This window comes from Caulobacter sp. GW821-FHT09A05 (assembly GCF_059418465.1).
The window spans coordinates 32,079-57,290 of sequence record NZ_JBWKPX010000009.1 but is presented as its reverse complement, the minus strand read 5'-3'; the positions used below and the strand labels follow the sequence as shown (position 1 = coordinate 57,290).

The following is a 25,212-nucleotide window of genomic DNA, read 5'->3' as shown; positions in this document are numbered from 1 at the left end:
TGGATACGCCATGATCAGGATTCGCGAGATCGGTTTCAAGTCGACCTGCGCCGTCGCGGCGCTGGCCTTGCTGGCGCTGGGCGCGTGCGGCCGCGAGGACAAGGGCTGGCGCCACGATCCGACGGCGGCCAAGACCGAGCAGGTTTCGGTGCTGGACAGCTATCTGAAACCACCCAGCGTGGTGTCGGCGGTCCGTCAGGGCGACGCCGTGGCGCTGTCGGGGCGGGCCGAACCCCTGGCCAGCGTCAGGCTGGGGGCGCCGACCGGCGAAGCGTTGGTGGGCAAGGCCGACGCGGCGGGCGCCTGGCGGCTGGTGGCGCCGCTGGCCGCCGAGCCGAGGCTCTACGGCCTGTCCATGACGATGGATGGGCGAACCGTGCAGGCCCAGGGTTATCTGATGGTCGCGCCCAGCGGCGCGGCGGTGCTGCTGCGCGCCGGGGCGGGGGCCGAGGTGATGGGCCAGAGTTCGCTGTCGCCTCGCGTCCTGGCGATCGACTACGACCGGAGCGGCGGGGCCATGGTCTCCGGCGTCGGCGCGCCGGGCGCGGGCCTGGGCGTGCGCGTCGACCGCGTCACGCGCGGCGAAGGCAAGGTCGACGAGGTCGGCCGCTTCTCGATCTCGCTCGACCAGCCGCTGGCGGCCGGCGCCCACACGATCCAGGTGGCGGGCGAGGGCGGCGAGCAACAGGTGGTCGTCGATGTCCGCCCGCCCATGCCGCCCACCGGCGGGCCGGCGTCCTCGACGCTGACGGCCGTGGGTTGGCGCGTCGACTGGATGACCCCGGGCGGCGGCGTGCAGAGCACCCAGCTGCTGGGCGCCGCCCGGTGAGGGGCATGGCGTCGCGATCCGGACCCGTGGCCGGCGCGGTCGCGCCCGCGGAGATCAAGCCCAACGGCTGGAAGGCCTTGGCCGACCTGTTCAGCCTGGTGATGCGCTCCAAGGCGCCCGGCCTGCGCTGGCGCGTGACCCTGGCCCTGGTCTTCACCTTCGTCGGCAAGTTCCTGGGCGTCGTCGCGCCCCTGCTGCTGGGCAAGGCGGTCAATGCGCTGAGCGCCGGACAGGGCGCGGCGGTGCAGGTCGGCCTGACCTTCGCCGCCCTTGCCGGGGGCTGGGCCCTGATCCGCTTCATCGCCGCCGTCGCGCCCCAGGCGCGCGACGCGGTGTTCACGCCGGTGGCCCAGGCGGCCCAGACCCGCGCGGCCGTCGAGACCTTCGCCCACGCCCTGTCGCTGTCGATCGACTTCCACCAGACCAAGCGCACCGGCTCGCTGTCGCGGGTGATCGACCGCGGCGCGCGGTCGATGGATTTCCTGCTGCGCGGCCTGGTGTTCAACATCGCGCCGACGGCGGTCGAGCTGATCATGGCCGCCATCGTGCTGGCCAAGGCCTATGACTGGCGGTTCGCCCTGACGGCGGTGGTCACCGTCGTGATCTACGGCGTGGTCACCTTCGCCATTTCCGACTGGCGGATCGGCCACCGGCGGGTGATGAACGAGGCCGACGCCGAGGCCGCCGGCCGGGCCGTCGACGCCCTGCTGAACTACGAGACGGTCAAGGCCTTCGGGGCCGAGGACCGGGCGGTCGGCGGCTACGACGCGGCCCTGACGGCCTACGGCGCGGCCAATATCAAGGCCACCAACTCCCTGACCCTGCTCAACAGCGTGCAGTCGGCGGTGATGAGCCTGGGCCTGGGCGTGATGGCGATCCTGGCGGGCGGCGAGGCGGCGGCGGGGCGGATCGGGCCCGGCGACGTCACCGCCGCCGTGCTGATCCTGGTCAACCTGTACGGACCGCTGAACATCCTGGGCTTCGCCTATCGCGAGATCCGCCAGTCGTTCATCGACATGGAGGCGATGCTGGACCTGCGCCGGGCCCGGCCTGACGTGGCCGACGCGGTCGACGCCATCGACCTGCCGCCGCCGGCCGACCGGCGGGGCGGGGCGGTGGCCTTCGAAGGCGTGTCGTTCCGCCATGGCGCGCGGTCGGAGGGCCTGCAGGACGTGACCTTCGCGGCTCGGCCGGGAACCACCGTGGCCATCGTCGGTCCCTCCGGCGCGGGCAAGACCACCCTGGTGCGCCTGGCCCTGCGGATGATCGACCCGCAGGCCGGCCGGGTCACCCTGGACGGCCACGACCTGAAGGCGTTGAAGCAAGGCTCCCTGCGCCGGGCCGTGGCCCTGGTGCCCCAGGACGTGGCGCTGTTCAACGACAGCCTGATGGCCAACATCGCCTTCGCTCGGCCCGAGGCGTCCGAAGCCGACGTCTGGGCGGCGGCCGAGGCGGCCGAGCTGGGCGAGTTCATCCGGGGCCTGCCCGAGGGCATGGCCACCAAGGTCGGCGAGCGCGGGCTGAAGCTGTCGGGCGGCGAGCGCCAGCGGGTGGGCATCGCCCGGGCCCTGCTGGCCGACCCCCGCGTGCTGATCCTGGACGAGGCGACCAGCGCCCTGGACAGCCGCACCGAAGCCGCCATCCAGGCCACCCTGCGCAAGGCGCGGGCCGGGCGCACGACCCTGGTCGTGGCCCACCGCCTGTCGACCATCGCCGACGCCGACGAGATCATCGTTCTGCGCCGTGGAAAGGTTGTGGAGCGCGGCGCCCACGCGGCGCTTTTGGAGGCCGGCGGCGAATACGCGGCGTTGTGGCGGCGGCAGACTCGGGAGAAACCTGTGGAGGCGGGGGCGGTCGTCGATTGATATCCAAAAACCGCCATTGTAGAACGAATATAGAACATCAACGGCGGTTACTGTCATGCTGACGCGCAAGATCGATCGGGCCCTGGACGCGATGGCGGCCTGCAAGGACCGGGTGCCGGCCCTGCGCGAGATCTACCGCGCCGACAGTCCCGAGGGCCTGGCCCTGGGCCATCTGATGGAGGCGGTCGAACGGGCCCAGCAGGCGCTGCAAGGCCAGGCCGCCCGGGCGGGCGAATAGGCCTTCACGACCGTTTCCGCCGACAAATGTGGGGTGCGGCGGCGGCGGGCGGCTGTATCCTGCGCCACGCCGATCTGATCCGAGGAGCCGCCCATGCGCTATCTGCACACCATGGTCCGCGTGAAGGACCTCGACGCCTCGCTGCGGTTCTATTGCCAAGGTCTGGGCCTGACCGAGATGTACCGGATGGAGAACGACAAGGGGCGCTTCACCCTGGTGTTCCTCGCCGCGCCGGAAGACGTCGAGCTGGCCCGGGAGCGCAAGGCGCCGCTGGTCGAGCTGACCTACAACTGGGACCCCGAGGACTATCAGGGCGGCCGCAACTTCGGCCACCTGGCCTATCGGGTGGACGACATCTACGAGACCTGCCAGCGGCTGATGGACATGGGCGTGACGATCAATCGCCCGCCGCGCGACGGCCACATGGCCTTCGTCCGTTCGCCCGACAACATCTCGATCGAACTGCTGCAGGACGGCAGTCTGGATCCGGCCGAGCCGTGGGCTTCGATGCCGAACACGGGGGCTTGGTAGGCGGCGTCGATCCAGCCCAAAGTAGTTGTCATCCCGGAAGCCTCGCAGAGGCTGTCCGGGACCCAGGGGACTGGGCTGATGCGGTGCGGCTGTCCTGAGTCCCGGACAAGCGCTTCGCGCTTTCCGGGATGACAACTTCTAGATCGCTCGCTCTCGCGCGCCTAAACCAGCTTCACCCTCGGCTCCGGCGGCTCGTACGCCGCGGCCAGGGCTTCCAGGCGCTGCGCCGGGTCGTCGATGATCGCCAGCCAGGCCAGCCGCGCCAGCTCCAGCCGATAGTCGGCCGCGTAGCCGGTCGAGAAGGGCGACTGGGCGCTGCCGGGCGGTTCGGCGGCCTTGGCGTTGACCAGTTTCTGGCGGGTCAGGACGGCTGGGCGGTCGATCAGGATCTCGCCGTCTCCGCCCACCACCCAGCCATCGACCAGGGCGCAGGCGGCGACCGCGTGATAGACCATGACGGGCAGGACGCGCTTCTGCGGCGCCGGCTCGGCGATCATGATCGGCTTGACGGCGTTGGGCGGACTGGTGATCCGGAAAGCCAGGGCGTTGGCGCCGCGCTGCAGGATGGTCTTCCAGTGATCGTTGGTCGCGCTCATGGTTAAGCCTGTATCCGCTACGCGCCGGCTGGTGAAGACCCAACGCGGCAAATGGCGCAGCGGATACAGGCTTGAGCGGAAATGCCGCGCCCTGATCTATTCAGCCGCGACGACGACGGGCGTCCTCAGGGCGGGGTAGTCGGTATAGCCCCGACCGTCGTCGCCGTAGAAGGTGGTCGGGTCCGGGTCGTTCAGCGGCGCGCCGAGCCGCAGGCGCTCCACCAGGTCCGGATTGGCGATGTAGGCCTTGCCGAACGCTACGGCGTCGGCCTTGCCCGCGTCCAATGCCGCCTGGGCGGTGGCGGCGGTGAACTTCTCGTTGGCGATGTAGACGCCGCCGAAGGCCTTCTTCAGGTCGGCGCCCAGGCTGTCGGGGCCGTCGTATTCGCGGGCGCACAGGAAGGCTATGCCGCGCTCTCCCAGCGCCTTGGCCACGTAGCCGAAGGTGGCGGCCAAGTCGCTGTCGCCCATCGAGTGGCTGTCGGCGCGCGGCGCCAGGTGCATGCCGACCCGGCCCGGGCCGAACACCGAGACGGCGGCGTCGGCGACTTCCAGCATCAGGCGGGCGCGGTTCTCGATCGAGCCGCCGTAGCGGTCGGTGCGCTGGTTGGAGCCGTCCTGCAGGAACTGGTCGAGCAGGTAGCCGTTGGCGCCGTGGATCTCGACGCCGTCGAAGCCGGCGGCCTTGGCGTTCTCGGCGCCCTTGCGGAAGGCCTCGACCACGCCGACCACTTCGTCGGTCGTCAGGGCGCGCGGCGTGGGGTAGGGGCGCTCGGGGCGCAGCAGGCTGACATGGCCCTTGGCCGCGATGGCGCTGGGACCGACCGGTAGCTCGCCGCCGTGGAACGAGGGGTCGGAAATCCGGCCCACGTGCCAGATCTGCATGAAGATGCGGCCGCCCTTGTCGTGCACGGCCTTGGTGACCTGCTTCCAGCCCTCGACCTGTTCCTGGGACCAGATGCCCGGCACGCCCTGATAACCGACGCCTTGCGGGGTGACCGGCACGCCCTCGGTGATCAGCAGGCCCGCCGAGGCGCGCTGGGCGTAGTAGTCGGCCATCAGGGCGTTGGGAATCTGGGTCGGGCCGGCCCGCAGGCGGGTCAGCGGGGCCATGACGATACGGTTGGGCAATTCGAGGTCGCCGAGGCGAAGCGGATCGAACAGAGTGGGCATGAAGCAGTCCCTGGAGCGGTTCGCCGACCCCGCGTCGGCGTCCCGCATATCTGGCGAGCCTCGGCCTGACCGCAACTGCCACAGGCTCTGATTTTATTCTGACGGCCGTCGCAGGGAATCTGGGAAGCCGTTCAAGGGAACGGCCCGGCCCGCCGGTCGTTGGCTTGCCACGAGACTGGAGCGCTTCCATGGCCCAACCCGACGTCACCAACGGCGACGAAGCCGACGACGCCTACGATCCCTCGACGGTCGAGGCCAACCGCAACATCCAGCAGGGCGGCGGCGTGGGGGCCCGCGACCTGGCCCGGCAGGACGAACCGGCCGAGGTCGTCACCCCCGACGGCGACGACAGCGACGACGACGACAGCGACGACGACGCGCCCGTCGAGGCGCTGGGTACCGCCCATCCGAAACCTTGAGCGCCGACGGCAAGGAAAGGCGTCGCCGTTCCGAGGACGGGTTTAGGGCTCGACCTCGGCGAGTGGTCCGGTCTATTCGCCTAGCCTGGTCCTTCGCCATAGAGAATCCGCCATGCCCTCCGGCCTCGCCGCCCTCCTCGACGACATCGCCGGCATCACCAAGCTGGCCGCCGCGTCCCTCGACGATGTCGGCGCCGCCGCCGGCAAGGCGGGCACCAAGGCGGTGGGCGTGGTGGTGGACGACACCGCCGTCACCCCCGGCTACGCCATGGGCTTCACGCCTGACCGCGAACTGCCGATTGTCTGGAAGATCGCGGTCGGCTCGTTCCGCAACAAGCTGCTGTTCCTGCTGCCGGGCGCCCTGATCCTCAGCGCCTTCGCGCCGTGGGCGGTGACGCCGATCCTGATGGTGGGCGGGGCCTACCTGGCCTTCGAGGCCACCGAGAAGATCATCGAGGCCTTCGCGCACCACGAGATCGCCGGCGAGGAGACCGAGGACCTGGCGCTGAGCAGCGCGGAGCTCGAAGCCGAGAAGGTCAACGGGGCCATCCGCACCGACCTGATCCTGTCGGGCGAGATCATGGCCATCGCCCTGGCCGATGTCGCCGACAAGCCTCTGGCCATCCAGGCCGCCGCCCTGGCGGTGATCGGGGTGGCGCTGACCATCGCCGTCTACGGCGTCGTGGCCCTGATCGTGAAGATGGACGACATCGGGCTGCATCTGGCCCAGCGGTCCAACGCCGGGACCCGGGCCCTGGGGCGCGGCCTGGTCAAGGCCATGCCGGTGACCATGGAGGCCCTGACCGTGATCGGCACGGCGGCCATGCTGTGGGTTGGCGGCGGCATTATCGTCCACGGCCTGGAGCACTTCCACCTGACCCCCGTGCCGCACTGGGTCGAGGGCGCGTCGCACTGGGCTGGCGGGGCTCCGGGGATCGGCCCGGTGACCGGCTGGCTGGCCATGGCGGCGGGCTCGGCCGTGGTCGGCCTGATCGTCGGCGGCGCGATCGTCGGCGTGCTTCACCTGATCCCACGCAAAAAGGCGGCGCACTGAGGCGCCGCCTTGGCTTGCCGTTCGAGAAGGCCGGCTAGGCCGCGCGGGACGCCGCCCGGTAGCCGTCGATGCGCCGGAAGATCGCCGCCATGGCGGCGTGGGCGGGTTGATGGTCCTCGGTGATCTTGCCTTCGGCGAAGATCAGGGCCAGGCGGTCGCGCGCCCGGCTGACGCGGCTCTTGATGGTGCCCAGCGCCGCGCCGGTGACCTCGCTGACTTCCTCGTAGGACATGCCGGCGGCGCCGATCAGGATCAGGGCCTCGCGCTGGTCGGGGGGCAGCATGTCCAGCGCCCGGCGCAGCTCGTCCAGTTCCAGGGCCGCCGTCGGGTTGGTGGTCGACACCAGGGTCCGTTCGGCGACCTCGGGGTCGAGGGGGCAGGAGCGCCACGAGCGGCGCTTCTCCGAATAGAAGACGTTGCGCAGGATCATGAAGGTCCAGGCCTTCATGTTGGTGCCCGGCTGGTAGGAGGTCCGGGAGGCCAGGGCCTTGGCCAGGGCGTCCTGGGCTAGGTCGTCGCCGTGGCTGGCGTTGCCGGTCAGCGAGCGGCCAAAGGCGCGCAGATGCGGGATCAGGCTGACGAGTTCGCGCTCGAACGTCGCCTTTTCCGCGGTGATCTGGGTCGAGGTCGGATTGGTCATGCGATGTTCCCGTTCGGAGAATGAACGCGCTCGACCAACCAAGGCTCCGCTTTGCGGTAAATATATTTGACGATCTTGGTCAGGCCTCGGCCGCGATCTGGCGCAGGGCCTGCTCGAAATACTCGGCCGGCTGGCCGCCCGAGATCAGGTAGCGGTCGTTGATGACCACGGCCGGCACCGAATTGATCCCCGCCGCCCGCCACCTGCGCTCGGCCTCGCGAACCTCCTGGGCGTACCGACCCGAGGTCAGCACCTCGTGGGCGGCGTGCGGGTCGAGCCCCGCCTTCATGGCGGCGGCGACCAGCGTTTCGTGATCGGCAGGGCTCTGGCCCTCGGTGAAATAGGCGTCGAACAGGGCGCGCTTCAGGGCCTTCTGGTCGCCGACCAGGCCGGCCCAATGCAGCAGGCGATGGGCGTCGAAGGTGTTGTAGATCCGGCTGTTCTCGTCGGTCACCATGGAGAAGCCGACGGCGGCGGCCCGGTCGTGTATGGCCTGGCGGTTGGCCGCCGACTGCTCGCGCGTCGCGCCGTACTTCTCGGCGATGTGCTCGACGATGTTCTGGCCCTCGGGCGGCATGTTCGGATTGAGTTCGAAGGGTTGGAAATGGATCTCGGCGTCAACCAGGTCGCCGACCCGATCGAGCGCCGCTTCCAGCCCGCCCAGGCCGACGACGCACCAGGGGCAGGAGACGTCGGAGACGAAATCGATCTTCAGCGGCTTGGTCATGGCGCGATCCGTGATGGCGAGACCCCGACATATGGGGGGCAAGGCCAAGATTGCATCGGCGCGGACGAAGGCCGGCGAGGCTCCGCCGGCCCGCCGCGTTTCAAAGCAAGATTTCCGGCTAGGTGACGCCTTGAATCTCGCGCGAAATCGCCGCGGCGGTGGCCTTGACCTCGGCGATGATCTCGTCGGCGGGCCTCACGCCGCGCTTGTAGATGTAAGGCATGGTCAGGGCCGCGATCGCGGCCTTGTCGGCCATGATCGGCGAGGAGACGTCGATGACGTTCGGCACGAGGTCGCTTTCGGCGCGCCAGTAGCCCTGTTGCGCGACCTGCTCGGCGTTGGCCAGGAACGCGGCCTGTTCGGCCTTGGAGACGCCGTCGAAGATCACCTCGCGCCATCGGGCCTGCACGGGCGGGGGCTGGAAGGCGTAGAGCACCATGCCCGAAGTCGCCTCCACGATGTCGCGGCGGTGGCCGGTGCGCACCGAGTAGCCGTAGTAGCCGGGGTTCTCGATCCGGGCGACGACGACGATCTGCTCGCGTGACGCCTGGGCGAGGTGGCAGGACTGCTCGACCCTCGCGGCCAGTTCGCGCATCTGGGGAAGCGCCGCCTCCAGCAGGGTCTTGACCGGCGCGCGCGCCATGCCCAGGCGGAACAGCCGGTTCGTCAGGGCGTAGCCTTCCGCGCCCGGGACCGTCTCGATGAAGCCCTTGAACTCCAGGACGTGGATCATCCGGAAGATCTCGCCGACCGATTTCTGCATCGCCACCGAGATCTGGGAAAGGGTCATGGCCTGGCCGTGGCTCGCCAGCAGGTCCAGAATATCCAGACCCTTTTCCAGGGCGGGCGCGGTGTACTTGCGATCCGTCATGGCGAAACCTTCGAAACCCGGGGTTCCAGCCTCTAGCTTCCAGCGCGCGCGTGGGCAAGCGGACGCTTAGGGGAGGGCGGATCGTTCCGGCGCCGGCCTTTGGAGCGGGTGGCGAAATCCGCGGCGGGGAGGGCGTCGGCGGCTCATTCCGCAGGGGTTCGCCGAACGTCGCTCCGGTCCGTGCGCGGCGTCCAGGGCGGCGGGGTGCTCAGGCGCGATCGCAACGCCGGCGCCGCTCAAGCGCCGTTTTTCGCGGACCTGCAAACCGCCGCTTCGCCGCCCGATGTGAGACGCTTTTGGGTGCGTATGTAAAAATCTTTGTGCAAATAAAAAATATCAATATATTTCCCATCGGTTCGCTCAAGGTGGCGGCGGTGTAAAATTGGTAGCGCTACCATACCGGAGTTTGGTGGGAGGATCAGGGTCGCGTTCCATGTGTCGCCTCAGGCGACCATGAGCACGTGGTTCCGGGTGAGTGGATAAATTGTCTGACTAATTGGATCTTGCGATGTCGGGCGGAACTGTCGATGTCCTATGTCGCTTCCGAGGATGAATTTAGAAATTTGATTTTATAATTATCTCGGTAATTCAAGGTGATAATGTAGGTCTCGGCGCTTTTGGCGGCCTATTTGGTCGACGCGCAACGGGCCCCTGATTGCCACCGGTGTCAGTGCGGCAGTCTCCAATTTTGTGAAAATTCATCCTATTTGTATGAGGAATAGGCTTGCCAAATCCCGGTGATGGGATAGGTCCTTGGGGATGACAACGCTGCCATCGGGCGGCGGAAAGCCCGGTTTCAACTAACGCCTTCAGAGCGTCGGAACCGGCCGCAGGCAGGAGGAATGGGCCCGAGGATCCGGGCGGCCCGCTGACGCGTGGCATGAAAGGCAAACGACCCACGGGCGGCGAGGGATCCCAGGATCGCGCAGCGGCCAGTCACCAAGAACGATGTGGGGCGAAGGAGAGGTCTGGCGCGGCGACGCCGGGCGGCGGGGCTTAAGGGCGTATTGGGGAGGCCAAATTGCATCAGCTGAACAAGGGCGCGGGCCGGTGGTCGGCGGGACTGGTGTCGGCGCTGGCGTTGAGCCTGGCGGCGGGGGTCGTGGGCGGCCTGGCCGGCGGGGTGAGCGTCGCCCAGGCCGGGCCGATGGCGGTGGTGGACCGCAACGGCTCGTATGTGTCGGTGGAGACCTACGCCTACGAGAAGGAGGGCGGCAAGACCGTCAAGCCGCACTGGGACGACAAGGCCGGCAAGCTCACCGCCTCCGGCGACAAGGGCCTCGGCGCCCAGGCCCTCGCGGCCGTGCAGATCGTCTCGCGTTAGGGAGGGGGCGCGTGATGCGGATGGCGTCATGAACAACGGCGGGCGAGGGAAGGCCGGGGATCAGGCCCGGGATCATGGATTGGCGGCGTTGCCCATCGACGAGTCCGGTCGCCTTGAAGGGCGCGGTCTCCGGAGGGGCAGGGGGGGACACCCCCGCGAGGCGTCGCCCTTGATCCCCACGGGGAGAGATGGAGGCGCCTGGCCGGGCCTGGGTCTGGAGCGTCCGCGTTCGGCCCATGACCAGATGCTGCGCGTGCTGGCCCTGGAGATCATGGACGGCGCCTTCGACGTGACCGGCTTTCCAAGCGAGACGGCGCTGCTGCGTCGTTTCCAGGTCTCGCGTTCGTTCCTGCGCGAGGTCATCCGAGGCCTGACCGCGAAGGGATTCCTGAGCGTCAAGACGCGGGTCGGCGCCACGGTCCGCAGAGCCGAGCACTGGAGCCATTTCGACCGCGACGTGTTGCGGTGGCGCCTTGGCGCCGGCGAGAACCCGGTGTTTGGCGAAGACGTGCGGGCGATGTGTCTGGGGCTGGAATGCGAGGCGGCGCGCCGGGCGGCCAAGCGACGGTCGGCCGACGACCTGCAGGTCCTGGAGCAGTGCCTGGCCGATCTTGCGGCCGATCCGTCCGACACCGCGGCCCGTGTCATCCAGCGCGTCTTCAGGTTGACGATCTGCGCGGCGTCGGACCGGCCCGTGATGCGCTCCCTGTCCGGCCTGATCGAGGCCCACCTGTTGCTTGACGCCCGATGGGGACGGGGATCGACGGGGAGCCGATCCAAGGCGATGCGTCGCGTCTTCTGGGCGATCCGAGACGGTGACGAGGCGAGCGCCGCCGCCGCCATGCGCGATGTCATCGGTTGAGCGACGCGGCGGGGACAAGCGACATGAATGAAGACAATGGCTTGAACTTGAACCGTCGCCATTTTCTATGGACGAGTTCGGCCGTCGCCCTGGCCGCGGCCAGCGGGGCGCCAGGCTTGACCTGGGCCGGGGCGGCCGTCGGGTCCGAGCGGCCTTATCCCCGGGCGCAGCTCAAGGCGCCGGGCGAGCGGCTGTCGTTGAACCACGGCTGGCGCTTCCACCTCGGCGACGTGCCGTTTCCGAAGGTCAAGGGCCATGGCTGGTCCTACGCCAACGCCAAGGCCGGCAGCGCCTGGGGCGCGGCCTCGCCCGAGCATGACGACAGCGACTGGCGCGAGCTGGACCTGCCGCACGACTGGGTGGTGGAGGGGCCGTTCGACAAGGACGAGAACCTCGCCCAGGGCTACCGCCCGCGCGGCAAGGCCTGGTATCGCCGCGCCCTGCGGCTGGATCCCACCGATCGCGGCAAGCATCTCTCCATCGAATTCGGCGCCATCGCCACGAATGCGACGGTCTGGTTCAACGGCAGCGTCGTGGCCCGCAACTGGAGCGGCTACAACGCCCTGCAGATCGACATCACCCCGTTCGCCCGCTACGGCGACGAACTCAACAGCATCGCCGTGCGGGTCGACGCCGATCCGATGGAAGGCTGGTGGTACGAGGGCGGCGGCATCTATCGCCACGTCTGGCTGACCAAGCGCGCGGCCGTGCACATCGTCGACGACGGCGTCCACGCCGATCCGCGACGAGACGGGGCGGGGCGCTGGACCCTGCCGGTCGTCGCCACCCTGGGCAATATCGGGCCCAAGGCCGAGGCGGTCGAGGTCGAGGCCCAGCTGGTCGATCCCTGGGGCAAGGTGGTGGGCGCGGGGCGCGTCGCCGCCGAGGCCCCGTCGCTGGACCAGGCCGAGGCCCGCCTGGTCCTGGACGTCGCCACCCCGCGCCTGTGGTCGATCGGCGACCCGGCCCTCTACACGGTGCGCACCCGCGTCCTGCAGGCCGGCAAGGTGGTCGACGAGGCGGTCACCTCGACCGGCTTCCGCACGCTGCGGTTCGACGCCGCGCAGGGTTTCTTCCTCAACGACCGCCCGCTGAAGATCCACGGCGTCTGCCTGCACCAGGACCATGCCGGGGTCGGCGTGGCCGTGCCCGACAGCCTGTGGGATTTCCGGTTGCGCCGGGTCAAGGCGATGGGCGCCAACGCCGTCCGCTGCGCCCACAACGCTCCGGCCCCAGAAATGCTCGAGGCGGCCGACCGGCTGGGCGTCCTGATCCTCGACGAGAACCGCAACTTCAATCCCAGCCCCGACTACATGCGGCAACTGGAGTGGCTGATCCGCCGCGACCGCAACCATCCCAGCGTCTTTCTGTGGTCGGTGTTCAACGAAGAACCCATGCAGGGCGGCGAGGCGGGCTATCAGATGGTTCGGCGGATGGTGGCCGCGGTCAAGCGCCTGGACGACAGCCGCCCGGTCACCGCCGCGATGAACGACGGCATGTTCACGCCGATCAACGTCTCGCAGGCCGTCGATGTGGTCGGCTTCAACTACCAGTCCGGCAACTACGACCGGTTCCACGCCGAACATCCGGACCTGCCGATGATGAGTTCGGAGGACACCTCCGCGTTCATGACCCGGGGCGAATGGTTCACCGACCGCGCGCGCAACATCCTGGCCGAGAACGACGAGGAGCCGTCGTCCTGGGGGACGACCCATCGCAAGGGCTGGGAGGCGATCGCCAAGCGTCCGTTCGTGGCGGGCGCCTTCCTGTGGTCGGGCTTCGACTATCGCGGCGAGCCGACGCCGTTCGAATGGCCCTCGGCCAGCTCGTTCTTCGGGGCCATGGACCTGTGCGGCTTCCCGAAGATGGCGTTCTTCCTGCACCGGGCGCAGTGGATCAAGGATCGCCCCCTGCTGGACCTGGCCCCGCACTGGACCTGGCCGGGCAAGGAAGGCCAGCCGATCAAGGTGATGGCCCTGACCAACGCCGAGACGGTCGAGCTGCGCCTCAACGACCGGCTGATTTCGCGCCAGGCGGTCGATCCCTTCGTCATGCCGTCCTGGACCGTGCCCTATGCGCCCGGGCGCCTGGAGGCGATCGGCTATGTCGGCGGCCGGCCGGTGTCGAAGGCGGTCGTCGAGACCGCCGGCCCGCCGGTCGCCCTGCGGCTGACGCCGGATCGAACCGTCCTGACCGGAGACGGCGACGACGCCGCGCCGGTCACCGTCGAGGCGCTGGACAAGGCCGGAAGGGCTGTCCCCACGGCCAATCTGCCGGTGACGTTCGAGATCGACAACGGGCGGATCATCGGCCTGGGCAACGGCGACCCCAATTGCCACGAACCGGAAAAGGGCGCCGCGCGCAGCCTGTTCAACGGCCTGGCCCAGGTGATCGTGCAGAGCGAGCGCGGATCCAGCGGCGTCCTGCGTCTGAAGGCCTCGGCGCCGGGGCTGCGCGTCGCGCAGGTCCGGTTGTCGGTCCAGCCCGGGGCGCGTCCGCTGGTCCCCCGGACCCCGCCCGTCTCGATCCTGTCCGATTGGCGGCTGTCCCCGGTGGCGCGGGTCCGACCCGACCCGGCGGCCAGGCCGGCCGACAACGACATGAATTCCTGGACCTGGGCGAAGCCGGGCCCGCTGCAGGACGCCGATCCCGACGGCGGCTTCGTGCTCTATCGCCAGACCTTCACGCCGCGCGGCGCGGTGCGGCGGGCCGGCGGAAAGCTGGTGTTCGGCCGCCTGACCGGTCCGGCCGAGGTCTATGTCGACGGCGTCAAGGCCGCGGCCAAGACGGACGCCGCGCCGGGAGCCCTGATCGCGCCGCTGCCGGCCAAGGAGGGCGAACGGACCGTGGCGGTGCTGATGACCGTCGCGCCCGGCCAACCGTTCGGCATGAGCGCCGCGGTGATCGTCGAGGAACTGGATTGAACGCCGCCCAGAGGTCGGGGCGCCCGGCCAAACCCCCATCCCCAATGTCGAGCTCGCCGTTCAGGCGGCCCATGGAGTTATTTCCGAACATGTGGACTTCGATCCATGGCGGCCGGTCGCCGCGCCTGATGGGCGGCCTGGCGGTGCTGGTCCTGGCCCTCGGCGGCGGGGTGGCGACCGCCGCCGACGCGCCGGCGACGACCAACCCTATTCCTCGCATCGTGACGCGCGACGGTCGCCACGCCCTGTTCGTCGACGGCGCGCCGTTCCTGATGCTGGGCGCCCAGGTCAACAACAGCAGCAACTACCCGGACGTCCTGCCGGAGGTGTGGCCCACCATCAAAGCCATCCACGCCAACACCGTCGAGGTCCCGGTCGCCTGGGAGCAGATCGAGCCCGTCGAGGGGCGGTTCGACTTCTCGTTCGTGGACACGCTGGTGGACCAAGCCCGCGCCAACAAGGTGCGGCTGGTGCTCCTGTGGTTCGGCACCTGGAAGAACACCGGGCCCGCCTACACGCCCGAGTGGGTCAAGCTCGACAGCAAGCGCTTCCCACGGATGATCACCGCCAGCGGCCAGCCCCACTATGTCCCGTCGCCGCATAGCCGCAACACCCTCGAGGCCGACAAGCGCGCCTTCGTCAAGCTGATGGAGCACATCAAGCGGATCGACCCCCAGAACACGATCATCATGATCCAGCCGGAGAACGAGGTCGGCTCCTACGGCAGTGTCCGGGACTTCTCGCCCGCGGCCCAGAAGCTGTTCGACAGGCCCGTGCCCGCCGCGCTCCTCAAGCGCCTGGGCAAGTCGCCGGGGACCTGGAAGGCCGTGTTCGGAACCGACGCCGACGAATATTTCAATGCCTGGCATTTCGCCGCCTATGTCGAGGAGATCGCCAAGGCCGGCAAGGCGGTCAAGCCGCTGCCCATGTACATGAACGCAGCCCTGGCCTCGGCCTTCGGCCGGCAGCCGGCCGCGACCTATGCCAGCGGCGGTCCGGTGCACCACGTGATCGACGTCTACAAGGCCGCCGCGCCGTCGATCGATCTCGTCGCGCCCGACATCTATGTCCGCGACCATGCCGCGTATCTGGCTTATCTGGACTACTACGCCCGGCCCGACAACGCGCTCTTCGTGCCGGAGACCGGCAACGACACGGAGTTCGCCCGCTATTTCTTCGCGGCCGTCGGCAAGGGGGCGATCGGCTTCTCGCCGTTCGGCATGGACGACACCGGCTATTACAACTACCCGCTCGGCGCCAAGGACTTCGACGAGGCCAAGCTCAAGCTCTTCGCGCGCAACTACAGCCTGTTCGGGCCCATGGCGCGCGAGTGGGCGGCCCTGGCCTTCGCGGGCAAGACCTGGGGCGTCTCCGAGCCGACCGATCCCAAGGCCAACCACACCCAGGTCATGGAACTCGGCCCCTACCGCGCCACGGCCACCTTCGGCCAATGGCAGTTCGGGACGGACAAGCCGACGGGCAATCCCCAGCCCGTGGGCGGTGCGGCGATCGCCGAGCTTGGTCCGGGTGACTACCTGCTGACCGGCTTCAACACCCGCGTGCGGTTCGAGCCCACCAAGCCCGAAAGCGGCCAGATGCTCCGCGTCGAAGAAGGCCGGTTCGAGAACGGCAAATGGATCTTCAGGCGCGTCTGGAACGGCGACCAGACCGACTACGGCCTCAACCTAGTCGATCGGCAACAGGTCCTGCGGATCAAGTTCGGAACCACCCAGGCTGCGGCGATCATTCCGGTCGGAAACCCCAACTAGCCCACTGACCGCGCCCTGCGAGGGGGCGCAACAGAGCAGAAGAACGGTGGAGCGGTTGCAGGCTTCCACCTGTGAAGGAGGCGGGAACGCACGTGAAAATCGGTTGGGCTTCCATGGCGATGGCCGTCCTGTTGGCGGCGACGGGCACGGACTTGCGGGCGGCCTCGCCTCCGCCTTCCGCGGCGCCGATCGCGGCGGGCGCCGGATCGGTGACCGTCGATCGCATCAAGGTCCGCAGCGTGGCCCTGCAGGGCAATCTCGAAGGCGAGACGCCCGATCGGGATGTCGTGGTCTATCTCCCGCCCGGCTACGCCGCCGACCCGGCGCGCCGCTATCCGGTCGTTTATGCGCTGCACGGGTACGGCCTGACCGCCGACGGGTTCGCGGGATTGCTCAAGGCCCCGTCGACCATCGAGGGGGCCTTTGCGTCGGGAGTCCCCGGCATGATCGTCGTCCTGCCGGACACCCAGACCCTGCACAACGGCTCCATGTATTCGAGCTCGGTGACGACAGGCGACTGGGAAGGTTTCATCGCCCGCGACCTGGTCGCCTATGTCGATGCTCACTACCGCACCCTCCCGGATCGCTCGAGCCGCGGCCTCGCGGGTCACTCCATGGGCGGCTACGGCGTCGCGCGGATCGGCATGAAGCATCCCGAGACCTTCAGCGCGCTCTACATCATGAGCCCGTGCTGTCTCTCGGCGCGCGACGCGCCGCCCCCGCAGGCGGCCGCGACGGTCGAGGCCGTCAAGACGCGGGAGGAGGCGACCAGGCTCGACTTCCTGCCGCGCGCCACCTTCGCCGTCGCCGCCGCCTGGTCGCCAAACCCGAAGAAGCCGCCCTTCTATGTCGACCTGCCAACGGCCAATGGCGTCGAAGACCGGTCGGTGCTGGCCCGCTGGGCCGCCAATGCGCCCCTGAGCATGCTGGATCAGTACGTCTTCAGCCTTAGGCGATACCGGGCGATCGCCATCGACGTGGGCGACCAGGATGGGCTGCGCATCGACGCCGCGACCTTGCACGAGCGGATGGACACATTCGGCGTCGGGAACACCTTCGAAATCTACAGCGGGGATCACGGCAGCGCCGTCGCGAGCCGCTTCCAGAGCAACGTGCTCCCGTTCTTCGGGCGCGTACTTCAATCGGGCGACCAATAAAGCCGCCTTGCGAATATTCAGAAATGTTGGGGAGTGAACAACGTGGTGACCTTGAACAAGCGAGCTTTCCTGGGCGTCCCGGCGCTCGCGGCGCTGGGCCTGGCTGGCGCCGCGCAAGCGAAGGATGAGCTTTCCGCGGGCGCATGCGCCAAGCCGCCGGCGCCGGACTATCGGCTGCCCATGGCCAAGGGGCCGTTCCGTCCGGAACCCGACTCCCTGAAGACCTACCAGACCCCGGACTGGTTCCGCGACGCCAAGTTCGGGATCTGGTCGCATTGGGGCCCGCAGGCGGTGCCGCGCCTCGGCGACTGGTATGCGCGCTACATGTACGTTCCGGGCCACTGGCACTACGACCAGCACGTCAAGAAGTACGGCCAGCCTTCCAAGTTCGGCTACAAGGACATCATTCCTCTGTGGAAGGCCGAGAAGTTCGATCCCGAAGGCCTGATGGACAAGTATGCCGCCGCGGGCGCGAAGTACTTCGTCAGCATGGGGGTGCACCACGACAATTTCGACCTGTGGAACTCCAAGCATCACCGCTGGAACGCCGTGGCCATGGGCCCCAAACGCGACATCGTCGGCGCGTGGAAGGCCGCAGCGCGAAAACGCAAGCTGCGTTTCGGCGTGTCGGAGCATTTGGGCGCCAGTCACAACTGGTGGCATCCCAGCCATCTCTACAACCAGACCTGGCCCGAGAACGGCACGGCCTACGATGGCGCGGACCCCAAGTACGCCGACCTCTACCATCCGGCGCACAACGAGCCTTATCGCGGCACGGCCGACACCTGGTACACCAAGGACCCGAGGTTCCATCAGATCTGGTTCGACCGCATGCGCGACCTGATCGACACCTATGAGCCGGATCTTCTGTACTCGGACGGCGGCCTGCCGTTCGGCGAGGTGGGCCGCACCCTGGTCGCGCACATGTACAACAGCAGCATCGCGCGCAGCGGCAAGCTCGAGGCCGTGTACAACTGCAAGGACCTGGGCTCTGGCGAATTCCACAAGGAATGGGCGGTCCAGGACGTCGAGCGCGGGGTGCTGAGCGGCGTCAACCCGCTGCCGTGGCAGACCGATACGTCCAACGGCGACTGGTTCTACAGCGACGGCTTCAAGTACAAGACCACGTCGGAAGTGATCGCCATGCTGGCCGACATCGTCAGCAAGAACGGCAACCTGCTGCTGAACGTCGTGCAGTATCCGGACGGCAGCCTGCCGCCCGAGTCGCAGCTGCTCCTGGACGAACTGGCGCCGTGGATGGCGGTGAACGTCGAAGCCATTCATGGAACGCGACCGTGGAAGATGTTCGGCGAAGGGCCCACCGAAGCCGCCGCCGGGGCGTTCCAGGAGAGCGCGGCCTATACGGCGCGGGACATCCGCTTCACGACCAAGGGCGACGCCCTTTACGCGATCACGCTGGGAGAACCTTCGGGCGTGACCCGGATCGCCGCGCTCGCCGTGGGCAATCCCCAAGAGCGTCGGCGCGTTGCCCGGGTCGAGATGCTGGGCCTGCGCGGGCCGCTGAGGTTCCGCCAGGACGCCAGCGCTCTGTCGATCGACCTTCCGGCCAGGATGCCGACGCGACACGCCAGCGTCTTCAAGATCAGGTTCGCCTGACGCGTCCCGCGATCGAAAAAAGATCCAGTTCAACAAGGACTCCGAGGCCGATGCGAAAGCACTCAGTCCGCCTGGCGGGCGCCACCTTGGCGCTGATGCTGGCGACCGCAATTCCGCTTGCCGTCCAGCCGGCGCCCGCCCAGGCGCAAAGCGCGGTGGGGCACCCGGACTGGCCGGGGAAGGGGCGACTGTTCGTCGGCGCCTGCTATCAGCCGATCGACCGGTCGCCCGAGCAGATCCGCCAGGACATCGCGATCATGAAGGCGGCCGGGTTCAACATGGTCCGCATGGGCGACCTGTCCTGGGACTCGTTCGAACCCGAGGAGGGTCGCTTCACCTTCGAGTGGTTCGACCAGGTGATCGCCCAGATGCACGCGGCGGGGATCAAGGTGATCGTCGACATTCCAGGTCAGCCCGCGCCGATCTGGCTGCACAAGCGCTATCCTGGAGTCGATGTCGTCAACCAGGACGGCGTCAGGCTGAACGCGGCCACGCGCTACTGGGACAATATCAGCGACCCCGACTACCGCCGTCTGGCCAAGCGGCTCGGGCAGAAGATGATGGAGCGCTACGCGAAAAACCCGGCGGTGATCGCCGTCGGGTACGACAACGAGATCGGCAACGGCCAGGTCTCGTATTCGCCCGCGGACCGCGAACGCTTCGTCGCCTGGCTGCAGAAGAAATACGGGACGATCGAGGCGCTGAACAAGGCCTGGGCGACGCAGCGCTGGTCGCGGCGGATCAATAGCTGGGACCAGGTCGACCTGCCCTATATCCGCGGCCCGGGACCGAACGAGCGCTATCTCGACCTGCGCCGATACTGGTCGGACGACACGATCGGCGCGCTCAAGGACCTGGAGGCGGTCCGCAAGCAGCACGCGCCCAACCTCCCGGTCGGGTCGAACTTCTGGCCCACGGCCTGGACCAAGGGGTTCGACTATCTGCGCTCGTGGGACGAGATCTCGACCTATGGCGCCCAGGGCTTCTATCCCGGCGATCCCCTGGGCGCGGGCTTCGAGGTCATGATGAACAGGGCCGGGCACCAGACGCCGATCTGGTTCAACGAATTCACGGCCGGGGGCGGCGGCTTCTATGGCGACCCCGGACGGTCACGGATGTGGGCCTATTTCGGGCTGCTCTACTACGGACAGACCTTCCTGGCCTGGACATTCAATTCGCATATCGGCGGCGAAGAACAGGCGCTTTTCGGGCTGGTCGATCACGACGGTCGTCCGTCCTGGAAGGTCGACGAGTTCGGACGGATCGCCAGCGAATTCAAGGTCCTCCAGAGCATGGGTTTCCCGCGCGACCGCCAGCCCCAGGTCGCGGTCAACTACTCGTTCGACACCATGTGGCTGACCAGTCCGCCCCCGGGCCCGAACACGATGCAGGAGTACTTCAAGGGCAACTACACCGAACAGGTGAAGGCGGCCTATCAGCCGCTGTTCGAGGACAATATCGACGCGGCGGTGATCGATTTTGGCCACGACAAGCTCGACAAGTACAAGCTGATCGTTCTTTCAAGCGCCTACGTGATGGACGAGCAGACGGCCGCGGCGGTGCGCAAGTACGTCGCCGATGGCGGCACGGTCGTCATGACGGGTTATTCGGCGAAGGTCGACGAGACCGGCAAGTGGTTCGAAACGTCGTTGCCGGGACGCCTGGCCGACGTGTTCGGCCTGCGCACCAACGCCTTCTATCGGCACTGGGAACCGCTAAAGGTCCGGTTGAACGGCGAAACCCTGACCGGCGCCGACAACTACTACGAAGTGCTTGAGCTCGGCGCCGCCAAGCCCCTGGCGACCTTCGAGAACACGCCCGCCAAGAGCGCGGCCATCTCGATCAACCGGTTCGGCAAGGGGCAGGCCATCTATCTGGCCACCGCCGCCCAGCCCAGCCTCATCGGCCCTCTGCTGCGTTCGCTCTACCCCCAGCTCGGGATCGAGCGCGGCCCGCAAACGCCTAGGGGCGTCGTCGCGCGCGTGGTCGAGGGGCGGACGATGTACGTGAACACCAACAACGCCCCCGTGACCGTGACTTTCGCGGGCCCCAAGTCGGGCCTGCTCACCCACAAGACCTATGACGGGAAGATCGACCTCGAACCCTACGGCGTCGAACTTTTGCAGGATCGGTGACGGCGCCTCGTCGTCCTCATCACCCCGTATTCCCAGAATTCGCACTCCAAGGGAGTCCTCAGTTGTTCAATATTGTGATGGCGCTCGCCGCATCCCAAATCATCGTGGCTTCGCCGGACAAGAAGGCCGAGATCAGGATCGCGGCCGACGGGGCGAGCTATTCGGTCTATCGCAAGGGCGAGCCGATCGTTTCGGACTCTCCGATGGGCCTGATGTTGGCGGACGCGCCCGACTTTTCGGACCTGGAGGTCGTCGAGGTCAAAAGGCAAAGCCGGCGGAGCGACATTCCTCTGACGGCGACGAAGGCCAGGACGGCGCGGGACTGGCATAATGGAGCGATCGTCACCTTCCGCGAGAAGGCCGGCGGCCGCCGCACGCTCTCGGTGGAGGCCCGAGCCGCCAACGACGGGGTCGCGTTTCGCTACCTGTCGCCCAAGGGCGCAAGGGTCGTGCTCAAGGGGGAAATGACGGCGTACCGGCTTCCAGGCGACCCTTCATGCGAAGTCACCGAATATTCGGGTTCCCACGAGAACGCATGGGTCCTGAAGAAGGTCTCCGAACTGGACCGCGCCAAGCTCTACGACGTGCCGGTGGTCTGTTCGTCCGCGTCCGGCCAGACCCACTACGCGATCGCGCAGTCGGGAATAGACGCCTATGCCGGCTCGAGCCTGGTTCCGGTCGATGGCGGGCTGGGCGTCAGGGTGACGCCGCTTCCCGGCCGCAAGGACATCGCCGTCGACTCCGCCGCCGGCCTGACGAGCGCCTGGCGCGTGGTCATGATGGGGGACCGCGCCGGCGACCTGATTGAATCGCCCCTGATCGGGAACCTGGCGACGCAGGCGAGCGGCGACTTTTCGTGGGTTAAGCCCGGAAAGGCGGCCTGGGACTGGTGGTCCGGACCGACGGCGGGCGAGAAGCCGTCCATGGCGCGGTACCGCCGGTTCATCGATTTCGCGGCCGAGTCCGGGTTTCCCTATTTCCTGATCGATGCGGGATGGGCGCTCAATGCCGGCCCGTGCTGCGCGGCGGACCCGAAAACGGACATCACCCGCAGTGATCTGGCGATCGATATGCCCGCCCTGGTGAACTATGCGCGAGCCAAAGGGGTGGGGCTCATCCTGTGGGCGCACTGGAAACACGTCGAACCGAGAATGGCCGAGGTGCTCGACGTCTATAAGGCCTGGGGGATCAAGGGCGTGAAGGTCGACTTCATGGAGCGGGACGACCAGGACATGGTTCGGTTCTACGTCCGCCTGGCCCAGGAGACCGCCAAGCGCCGTCTGCTCCTGGACATGCACGGCGCCTTTCCGCCGGCCGGCCTGGCGCGCACCTATCCCAACTACATCACCCAGGAAGGCGTGATGGGGCTGGAATACGACAAGTTCGCCTGGGGACAGGTCACGCCCGGGCACAACGTCAAGCTGGCCTATACCCGCATGCTGCTGGGACCCATGGACTATACGCCGGGCGGTTTCCGCAACAGCACGCCTGAAACCTATGTCGCTCGGGAGCTGATGCCGATGACCCGCACGACGCGGGGCCAGGTCCTGGCGCAGTACGTGGTGTTCGACAGCCCGCTGCAGATGATCTCCGACGACCCCGACGCCTATGCCAACGCGCCGGGCTTCGAGTTTCTCAAGGACGTTCCGACCGCCTGGGACGAGACGCGATTCATCGACGGAACCCCGGAGAGCCACGTCGTGCTGGCGCGGCGCAAGGGCGAGGCCTGGTATGTCGGCGCCATGACGAACGAGACGTCTCGCACCGTGGCCATACCGCTCGCCTTCCTGGGGGACGGGACGTTCAAGGCCGACATCTGGCAGGACGGCGCCACGGCCAACGCGGTGGAACATGTCGTCAGGCCGGTCTCGAGCCGCGACGTTCTTCATATCCCCATGAGCGCCGGCGGCGGCGCCGCGGTCACCATCAAGCCCGTTCACTAGGTCGCGGGGCCAAATCGCTCGCCCGTCGCCCAGTTCGCGGTCGAAAGGCGGAGGGCGGGAAACGGCTGGTCCGCCCCGCGGGCGATCGCCTGGCCGGTCTCCCCCTTCCATTCGGCTTTGTTTCCGATTTCCAAACAGGACACCTGCCCATGACCATCACCAAGCACCGGCTCTCGGCCTGTATCGCGCTCGCCGCAGTCCTGAGCGTCGCCAGTTGGGTGGGGGCGGCCCAGGCGCAGGCGGGCGCGGGCCCGACGGCGCGTTTCGAATGGCGCTCGTCCCGGCCGTTGATCGCACCCGCCGCCAAGGGCGAGCACGCCTATTCCGGCCTCAAGGATCCTTCGGTCGTCTATTTCAACGGCGCCTATCACGTCTTCATGACCACCGCCGCGCCAGAGGGGTGGCACATGGCCTACACCCGCTTCACGGACTGGTCCGAGGCGTCGAAAGCCCCCCTCGTCAGCTTGAAGCCGTCTGGAATCGGCCCCGGCTATCGCGCGGCCCCGCAGGTCTTCTACTTCGCGCCGCAAAAGCTCTGGTACATGATCTATCAGAGCGGACCGCCCGTCTATTCGACGACCGCGAACATCGAAGACCCGATGTCCTGGAGCGCGCCGAAGCCGTTCTTTTCGGAGCCCCCGGCGGTGGTCAAGACCGCCTCGGGTCAGGCGGCGTGGCTCGACTTCTGGGTCATCTGCGATGACGACAACTGCCATCTCTTCAACACGGACGACAATGGCAACCTCTACCGGTCCCAGACCCCGATCGGCCAGTTTCCCCAGGGTTTCACGGACACCAAGATCGTCCTGGCCGGCCGTCGCGATGACATCTTCGAGGCCAGCATGCACTACAAGATCACTGGCGCGAACGCTTACCTCACCTTGGTCGAGGCCATCGGCCCACGCGGCCGCTACTTCCGCTCGTGGATCAGCGATAGGCTTGACGGCGAGTGGCGGCCGCTCGCCGATAGCGTTTCAAACCCGTTCGCGGGCTCGGACAACGTCACCTTCGACGGGGCGGCCTGGTCCGAAGGCGTCTCCCACGGTGAACTGGTGCGCGACGGCCATGACCAGACGCTGGCGATCGATCCCTGCAAGCCGCTGCGGTTCCTCTACCAGGGCTTGGCGACCCACGCGCCCGGTACGGACTACATCCGGTTGCCCTACCGGCTCGGCCTGCTGACCGCGACGACGCCGAACCCCGTCAGCCGGATGTGTCCGCGATCCGTCAAGTGACGATGTCCCACAGACTCCGCCGAGCGGGAGAGGAGGGCGGTTGCCGCCAGCCTGGACACCGCCGGAGGGGGCAGGAGAGCTGTCAGACCTTCGTTGTCCTCCAGGCCCCCTCGAGCGTCAGGCTTGTGGTCCCGACATGAGCCGGCGCGGCCCCGCTCGCCAAGTCCAGCGCGCCATCGCCGGGCTCGCGATGACGAAGCGGGGTGGGCTGGCCCGCCAAGTCTCTCCGGGTGCGAGCAGCTTGCCAAGGTAAAACTCATGGGATACCCATCTCGGCATGAGCTCCTCCTCGACACGCGACCAGGAACAGCGTCCGGCGCCGAAGACCTATTCCGCGCCGGCGCTCGAGAGAGGCTTCAATGTCATCGAACTGCTGGCCCGGGCGCCCCGCGGCCTGACGGCCAGTGAAATCGCCGCCGGTCTCAACCTTTCAATCGGTGAGATTTTTCGGATCATCGTCGTCATGGAGCGTCGGCGATGGTTGAATAAAGATCCGGAGACGGATCAATATAGTGTAAATCCCAGAATTCTGGAAATTGTCTTTCGCGCGACGCCGGCTGAAGAGCTGACTGTTGTGGCCAGCCCGTATATGCGCGAAATAGCCGACAAGATTGACCAGTCTTGTCACTTGGTCATGCCGAACGGCCGGCGAGGCCTCGTCGTGCTGAGGCAGCAGAACCCCGGCGACACCGCCTTTATTGTAAGGCTCGGCGCGGATCTGGATCTTGTGCGGAGCTGCTCCGGACAGGTGCTGCTGGCTTTCGGCGACGATGCGTGGGTCGCCGATGTTCTTGACGCTGACGCGGCCTTGTCGCCCAAGGATCGCGCGGCCTTGATGAGCCGCCTCAAGCTCGTCCGTAGCCGCGGCTTTGAGATGCGACCGAGTTCACGCATCAGCGGCGTGACCGACATAAGCTACCCGATCTTTGGGCTTGGCGGCCGTGTCGTGGCCGCCTTGACCATACCCTTCATGGTTCGCATCGACGGCTTGCAGATCTTTGACGAGTACGCCGCCCAGGCCGAACTGGCGTCGACCAGCAAGCGCGTCTCCACGGAACTGGGCTGGTTCGAACGGGATGAACGCATCGCCCCCTTGTCGGTCGAGAGCCGCGCGAGGGGAGGGGCGGTGAAAGGCAAGTCTCGGAACTTGCGGCAAAAAGACAATTTCCCAGCCTAGACGGCGGCCCCGGCTTGCCTGGCGACGCCTGGCGCTTCGAGGGGCGGCAGCCCATGGCCGACCACGACCCAGTCGCACCATAGAGCTATTTGCCGTGGATCTTTGATCCAGCGACGAGCGCGGGCG

Annotated in this window: 21 protein-coding genes; 16 read left to right on the top strand and 5 right to left on the bottom strand. The window is 67.7% G+C overall.

Features of this window, described 5'->3' with window-relative positions:
- Positions 1-10: 10 nt before the first annotated feature.
- The 4 genes from AC07NX_RS10750 (at position 11) to AC07NX_RS10735 (ending at position 3,463) form a co-directional block, all read left to right on the top strand.
- A complete protein-coding gene (locus tag AC07NX_RS10750) occupies positions 11-829 on the top strand; it encodes an Ig-like domain-containing protein (RefSeq protein WP_494641684.1) in 819 nt (272 codons plus the stop codon).
- Between the two features lie 5 nt (positions 830-834).
- Positions 835-2,694 carry an ABCB family ABC transporter ATP-binding protein/permease gene (locus AC07NX_RS10745; protein WP_494641682.1) on the top strand — a complete coding sequence of 620 codons (1,860 nt, stop codon included), beginning with the start codon at positions 835-837 and terminating at the stop codon, positions 2,692-2,694.
- A 55-nt stretch (positions 2,695-2,749) separates the two neighbouring features.
- Positions 2,750-2,932 (top strand): hypothetical protein, encoded by a 183-nt coding sequence (locus AC07NX_RS10740; RefSeq protein ID WP_035075825.1) that lies wholly within the window; start codon positions 2,750-2,752, stop codon positions 2,930-2,932.
- 93 nt (positions 2,933-3,025) lie between these two features.
- Positions 3,026-3,463 carry a VOC family protein gene (locus AC07NX_RS10735; protein ID WP_494641680.1) on the top strand — a complete coding sequence of 146 codons (438 nt, stop codon included), beginning with the start codon at positions 3,026-3,028 and terminating at the stop codon, positions 3,461-3,463.
- A gap of 161 nt (positions 3,464-3,624) precedes the next feature.
- Here the strand turns inward: AC07NX_RS10735 and AC07NX_RS10730 are convergent, their stop codons facing one another.
- Both AC07NX_RS10730 and AC07NX_RS10725 read right to left on the bottom strand, forming a co-directional pair.
- Positions 3,625-4,059: a hypothetical protein gene (locus AC07NX_RS10730; RefSeq protein ID WP_494641678.1), complete on the bottom strand. Its 435-nt coding sequence runs from the start codon at positions 4,057-4,059 to the stop codon at positions 3,625-3,627.
- A 96-nt stretch (positions 4,060-4,155) separates the two neighbouring features.
- Entirely contained in the window at positions 4,156-5,232 is a 1,077-nt protein-coding gene (locus tag AC07NX_RS10725) for an alkene reductase (protein ID WP_494641676.1), read from the bottom strand.
- 188 nt (positions 5,233-5,420) lie between these two features.
- Here AC07NX_RS10725 and AC07NX_RS10720 point away from each other — a divergent pair, with 188 nt between their 5' ends.
- Positions 5,421-5,651, top strand: a complete 231-nt coding sequence (locus tag AC07NX_RS10720) for a hypothetical protein (protein ID WP_494641674.1) — start codon at positions 5,421-5,423, stop codon at positions 5,649-5,651.
- Between the two features lie 112 nt (positions 5,652-5,763).
- Entirely contained in the window at positions 5,764-6,705 is a 942-nt protein-coding gene (locus tag AC07NX_RS10715) for a DUF808 domain-containing protein (protein ID WP_494641672.1), read from the top strand.
- A gap of 34 nt (positions 6,706-6,739) precedes the next feature.
- Here AC07NX_RS10715 and AC07NX_RS10710 read toward each other — a convergent pair whose 3' ends face one another.
- From AC07NX_RS10710 to AC07NX_RS10700, 3 genes are all read right to left on the bottom strand, one after another.
- Positions 6,740-7,345 carry a sigma-70 family RNA polymerase sigma factor gene (locus AC07NX_RS10710; RefSeq protein WP_494641670.1) on the bottom strand — a complete coding sequence of 202 codons (606 nt, stop codon included), beginning with the start codon at positions 7,343-7,345 and terminating at the stop codon, positions 6,740-6,742.
- 79 nt (positions 7,346-7,424) lie between these two features.
- Positions 7,425-8,072, bottom strand: a complete 648-nt coding sequence (locus tag AC07NX_RS10705) for a DsbA family oxidoreductase (RefSeq protein ID WP_494641668.1) — start codon at positions 8,070-8,072, stop codon at positions 7,425-7,427.
- Between the two features lie 118 nt (positions 8,073-8,190).
- The gene (locus AC07NX_RS10700; RefSeq protein WP_494641666.1) at positions 8,191-8,943 is read right to left on the bottom strand and encodes an IclR family transcriptional regulator; all 753 of its coding nucleotides are present in this window, start codon (positions 8,941-8,943) and stop codon (positions 8,191-8,193) included.
- Positions 8,944-9,964: 1,021 nt separating this feature from the next.
- Between AC07NX_RS10700 and AC07NX_RS10695 the strand changes: the two genes are divergently transcribed.
- The 10 genes from AC07NX_RS10695 (at position 9,965) to AC07NX_RS10650 (ending at position 25,086) form a co-directional block, all read left to right on the top strand.
- A complete protein-coding gene (locus tag AC07NX_RS10695) occupies positions 9,965-10,267 on the top strand; it encodes a hypothetical protein (RefSeq protein ID WP_494641664.1) in 303 nt (100 codons plus the stop codon).
- Between the two features lie 28 nt (positions 10,268-10,295).
- Entirely contained in the window at positions 10,296-11,129 is an 834-nt protein-coding gene (locus AC07NX_RS10690; RefSeq protein WP_494641662.1) for a FadR/GntR family transcriptional regulator, read from the top strand.
- Between the two features lie 41 nt (positions 11,130-11,170).
- Positions 11,171-14,053 (top strand): beta-galactosidase GalA, encoded by a 2,883-nt coding sequence (gene galA / locus AC07NX_RS10685; protein WP_494641660.1) that lies wholly within the window; start codon positions 11,171-11,173, stop codon positions 14,051-14,053.
- An 89-nt stretch (positions 14,054-14,142) separates the two neighbouring features.
- On the top strand, positions 14,143-15,822 hold the full coding sequence (locus AC07NX_RS10680) for a DUF5597 domain-containing protein (protein WP_494641658.1): 1,680 nt from the start codon (positions 14,143-14,145) through the stop codon (positions 15,820-15,822).
- 119 nt (positions 15,823-15,941) lie between these two features.
- Positions 15,942-16,979: an alpha/beta hydrolase gene (locus AC07NX_RS10675; RefSeq protein WP_494641858.1), complete on the top strand. Its 1,038-nt coding sequence runs from the start codon at positions 15,942-15,944 to the stop codon at positions 16,977-16,979.
- A 42-nt stretch (positions 16,980-17,021) separates the two neighbouring features.
- Positions 17,022-18,596: an alpha-L-fucosidase gene (locus tag AC07NX_RS10670; protein ID WP_494641657.1), complete on the top strand. Its 1,575-nt coding sequence runs from the start codon at positions 17,022-17,024 to the stop codon at positions 18,594-18,596.
- 50 nt (positions 18,597-18,646) lie between these two features.
- The gene (locus AC07NX_RS10665) at positions 18,647-20,731 is read left to right on the top strand and encodes a beta-galactosidase (RefSeq protein ID WP_494641655.1); all 2,085 of its coding nucleotides are present in this window, start codon (positions 18,647-18,649) and stop codon (positions 20,729-20,731) included.
- 77 nt (positions 20,732-20,808) lie between these two features.
- The gene (locus AC07NX_RS10660; RefSeq protein ID WP_494641653.1) at positions 20,809-22,674 is read left to right on the top strand and encodes a glycoside hydrolase family 97 protein; all 1,866 of its coding nucleotides are present in this window, start codon (positions 20,809-20,811) and stop codon (positions 22,672-22,674) included.
- Positions 22,675-22,823: 149 nt separating this feature from the next.
- Positions 22,824-23,909, top strand: coding sequence for a glycoside hydrolase family 62 protein (locus tag AC07NX_RS10655; protein ID WP_494641651.1), 1,086 nt, complete (start codon positions 22,824-22,826; stop codon positions 23,907-23,909).
- A gap of 277 nt (positions 23,910-24,186) precedes the next feature.
- Positions 24,187-25,086, top strand: coding sequence for an IclR family transcriptional regulator (locus tag AC07NX_RS10650; RefSeq protein ID WP_494641649.1), 900 nt, complete (start codon positions 24,187-24,189; stop codon positions 25,084-25,086).
- Positions 25,087-25,212 lie beyond the last annotated feature (126 nt).

What these genes read in the sequence shown, in the direction of transcription:
- AC07NX_RS10745 (WP_494641682.1), top strand. Translation starts at nt 835, where the DNA reads ATGGCGTCGCGATCCGGACCCGTGGCCGGCGCGGTCGCGCCCGCGGAG.
- AC07NX_RS10710 (WP_494641670.1), bottom strand. Translation starts at nt 7,345, where the DNA reads ATGACCAATCCGACCTCGACCCAGATCACCGCGGAAAAGGCGACGTTC.
- AC07NX_RS10680 (WP_494641658.1), top strand. Translation starts at nt 14,143, where the DNA reads ATGTGGACTTCGATCCATGGCGGCCGGTCGCCGCGCCTGATGGGCGGC.
- AC07NX_RS10720 (WP_494641674.1), top strand. Translation starts at nt 5,421, where the DNA reads ATGGCCCAACCCGACGTCACCAACGGCGACGAAGCCGACGACGCCTAC.
- AC07NX_RS10665 (WP_494641655.1), top strand. Translation starts at nt 18,647, where the DNA reads ATGCGAAAGCACTCAGTCCGCCTGGCGGGCGCCACCTTGGCGCTGATG.
- AC07NX_RS10750 (WP_494641684.1), top strand. Translation starts at nt 11, where the DNA reads ATGATCAGGATTCGCGAGATCGGTTTCAAGTCGACCTGCGCCGTCGCG.
- AC07NX_RS10650 (WP_494641649.1), top strand. Translation starts at nt 24,187, where the DNA reads ATGAGCTCCTCCTCGACACGCGACCAGGAACAGCGTCCGGCGCCGAAG.
- AC07NX_RS10730 (WP_494641678.1), bottom strand. Translation starts at nt 4,059, where the DNA reads ATGAGCGCGACCAACGATCACTGGAAGACCATCCTGCAGCGCGGCGCC.
- AC07NX_RS10735 (WP_494641680.1), top strand. Translation starts at nt 3,026, where the DNA reads ATGCGCTATCTGCACACCATGGTCCGCGTGAAGGACCTCGACGCCTCG.
- AC07NX_RS10725 (WP_494641676.1), bottom strand. Translation starts at nt 5,232, where the DNA reads ATGCCCACTCTGTTCGATCCGCTTCGCCTCGGCGACCTCGAATTGCCC.
- AC07NX_RS10740 (WP_035075825.1), top strand. Translation starts at nt 2,750, where the DNA reads ATGCTGACGCGCAAGATCGATCGGGCCCTGGACGCGATGGCGGCCTGC.
- AC07NX_RS10690 (WP_494641662.1), top strand. Translation starts at nt 10,296, where the DNA reads ATGAACAACGGCGGGCGAGGGAAGGCCGGGGATCAGGCCCGGGATCAT.
- AC07NX_RS10655 (WP_494641651.1), top strand. Translation starts at nt 22,824, where the DNA reads ATGACCATCACCAAGCACCGGCTCTCGGCCTGTATCGCGCTCGCCGCA.
- AC07NX_RS10705 (WP_494641668.1), bottom strand. Translation starts at nt 8,072, where the DNA reads ATGACCAAGCCGCTGAAGATCGATTTCGTCTCCGACGTCTCCTGCCCC.
- AC07NX_RS10715 (WP_494641672.1), top strand. Translation starts at nt 5,764, where the DNA reads ATGCCCTCCGGCCTCGCCGCCCTCCTCGACGACATCGCCGGCATCACC.
- AC07NX_RS10660 (WP_494641653.1), top strand. Translation starts at nt 20,809, where the DNA reads ATGGCGCTCGCCGCATCCCAAATCATCGTGGCTTCGCCGGACAAGAAG.
- AC07NX_RS10700 (WP_494641666.1), bottom strand. Translation starts at nt 8,943, where the DNA reads ATGACGGATCGCAAGTACACCGCGCCCGCCCTGGAAAAGGGTCTGGAT.
- AC07NX_RS10675 (WP_494641858.1), top strand. Translation starts at nt 15,942, where the DNA reads ATGGCCGTCCTGTTGGCGGCGACGGGCACGGACTTGCGGGCGGCCTCG.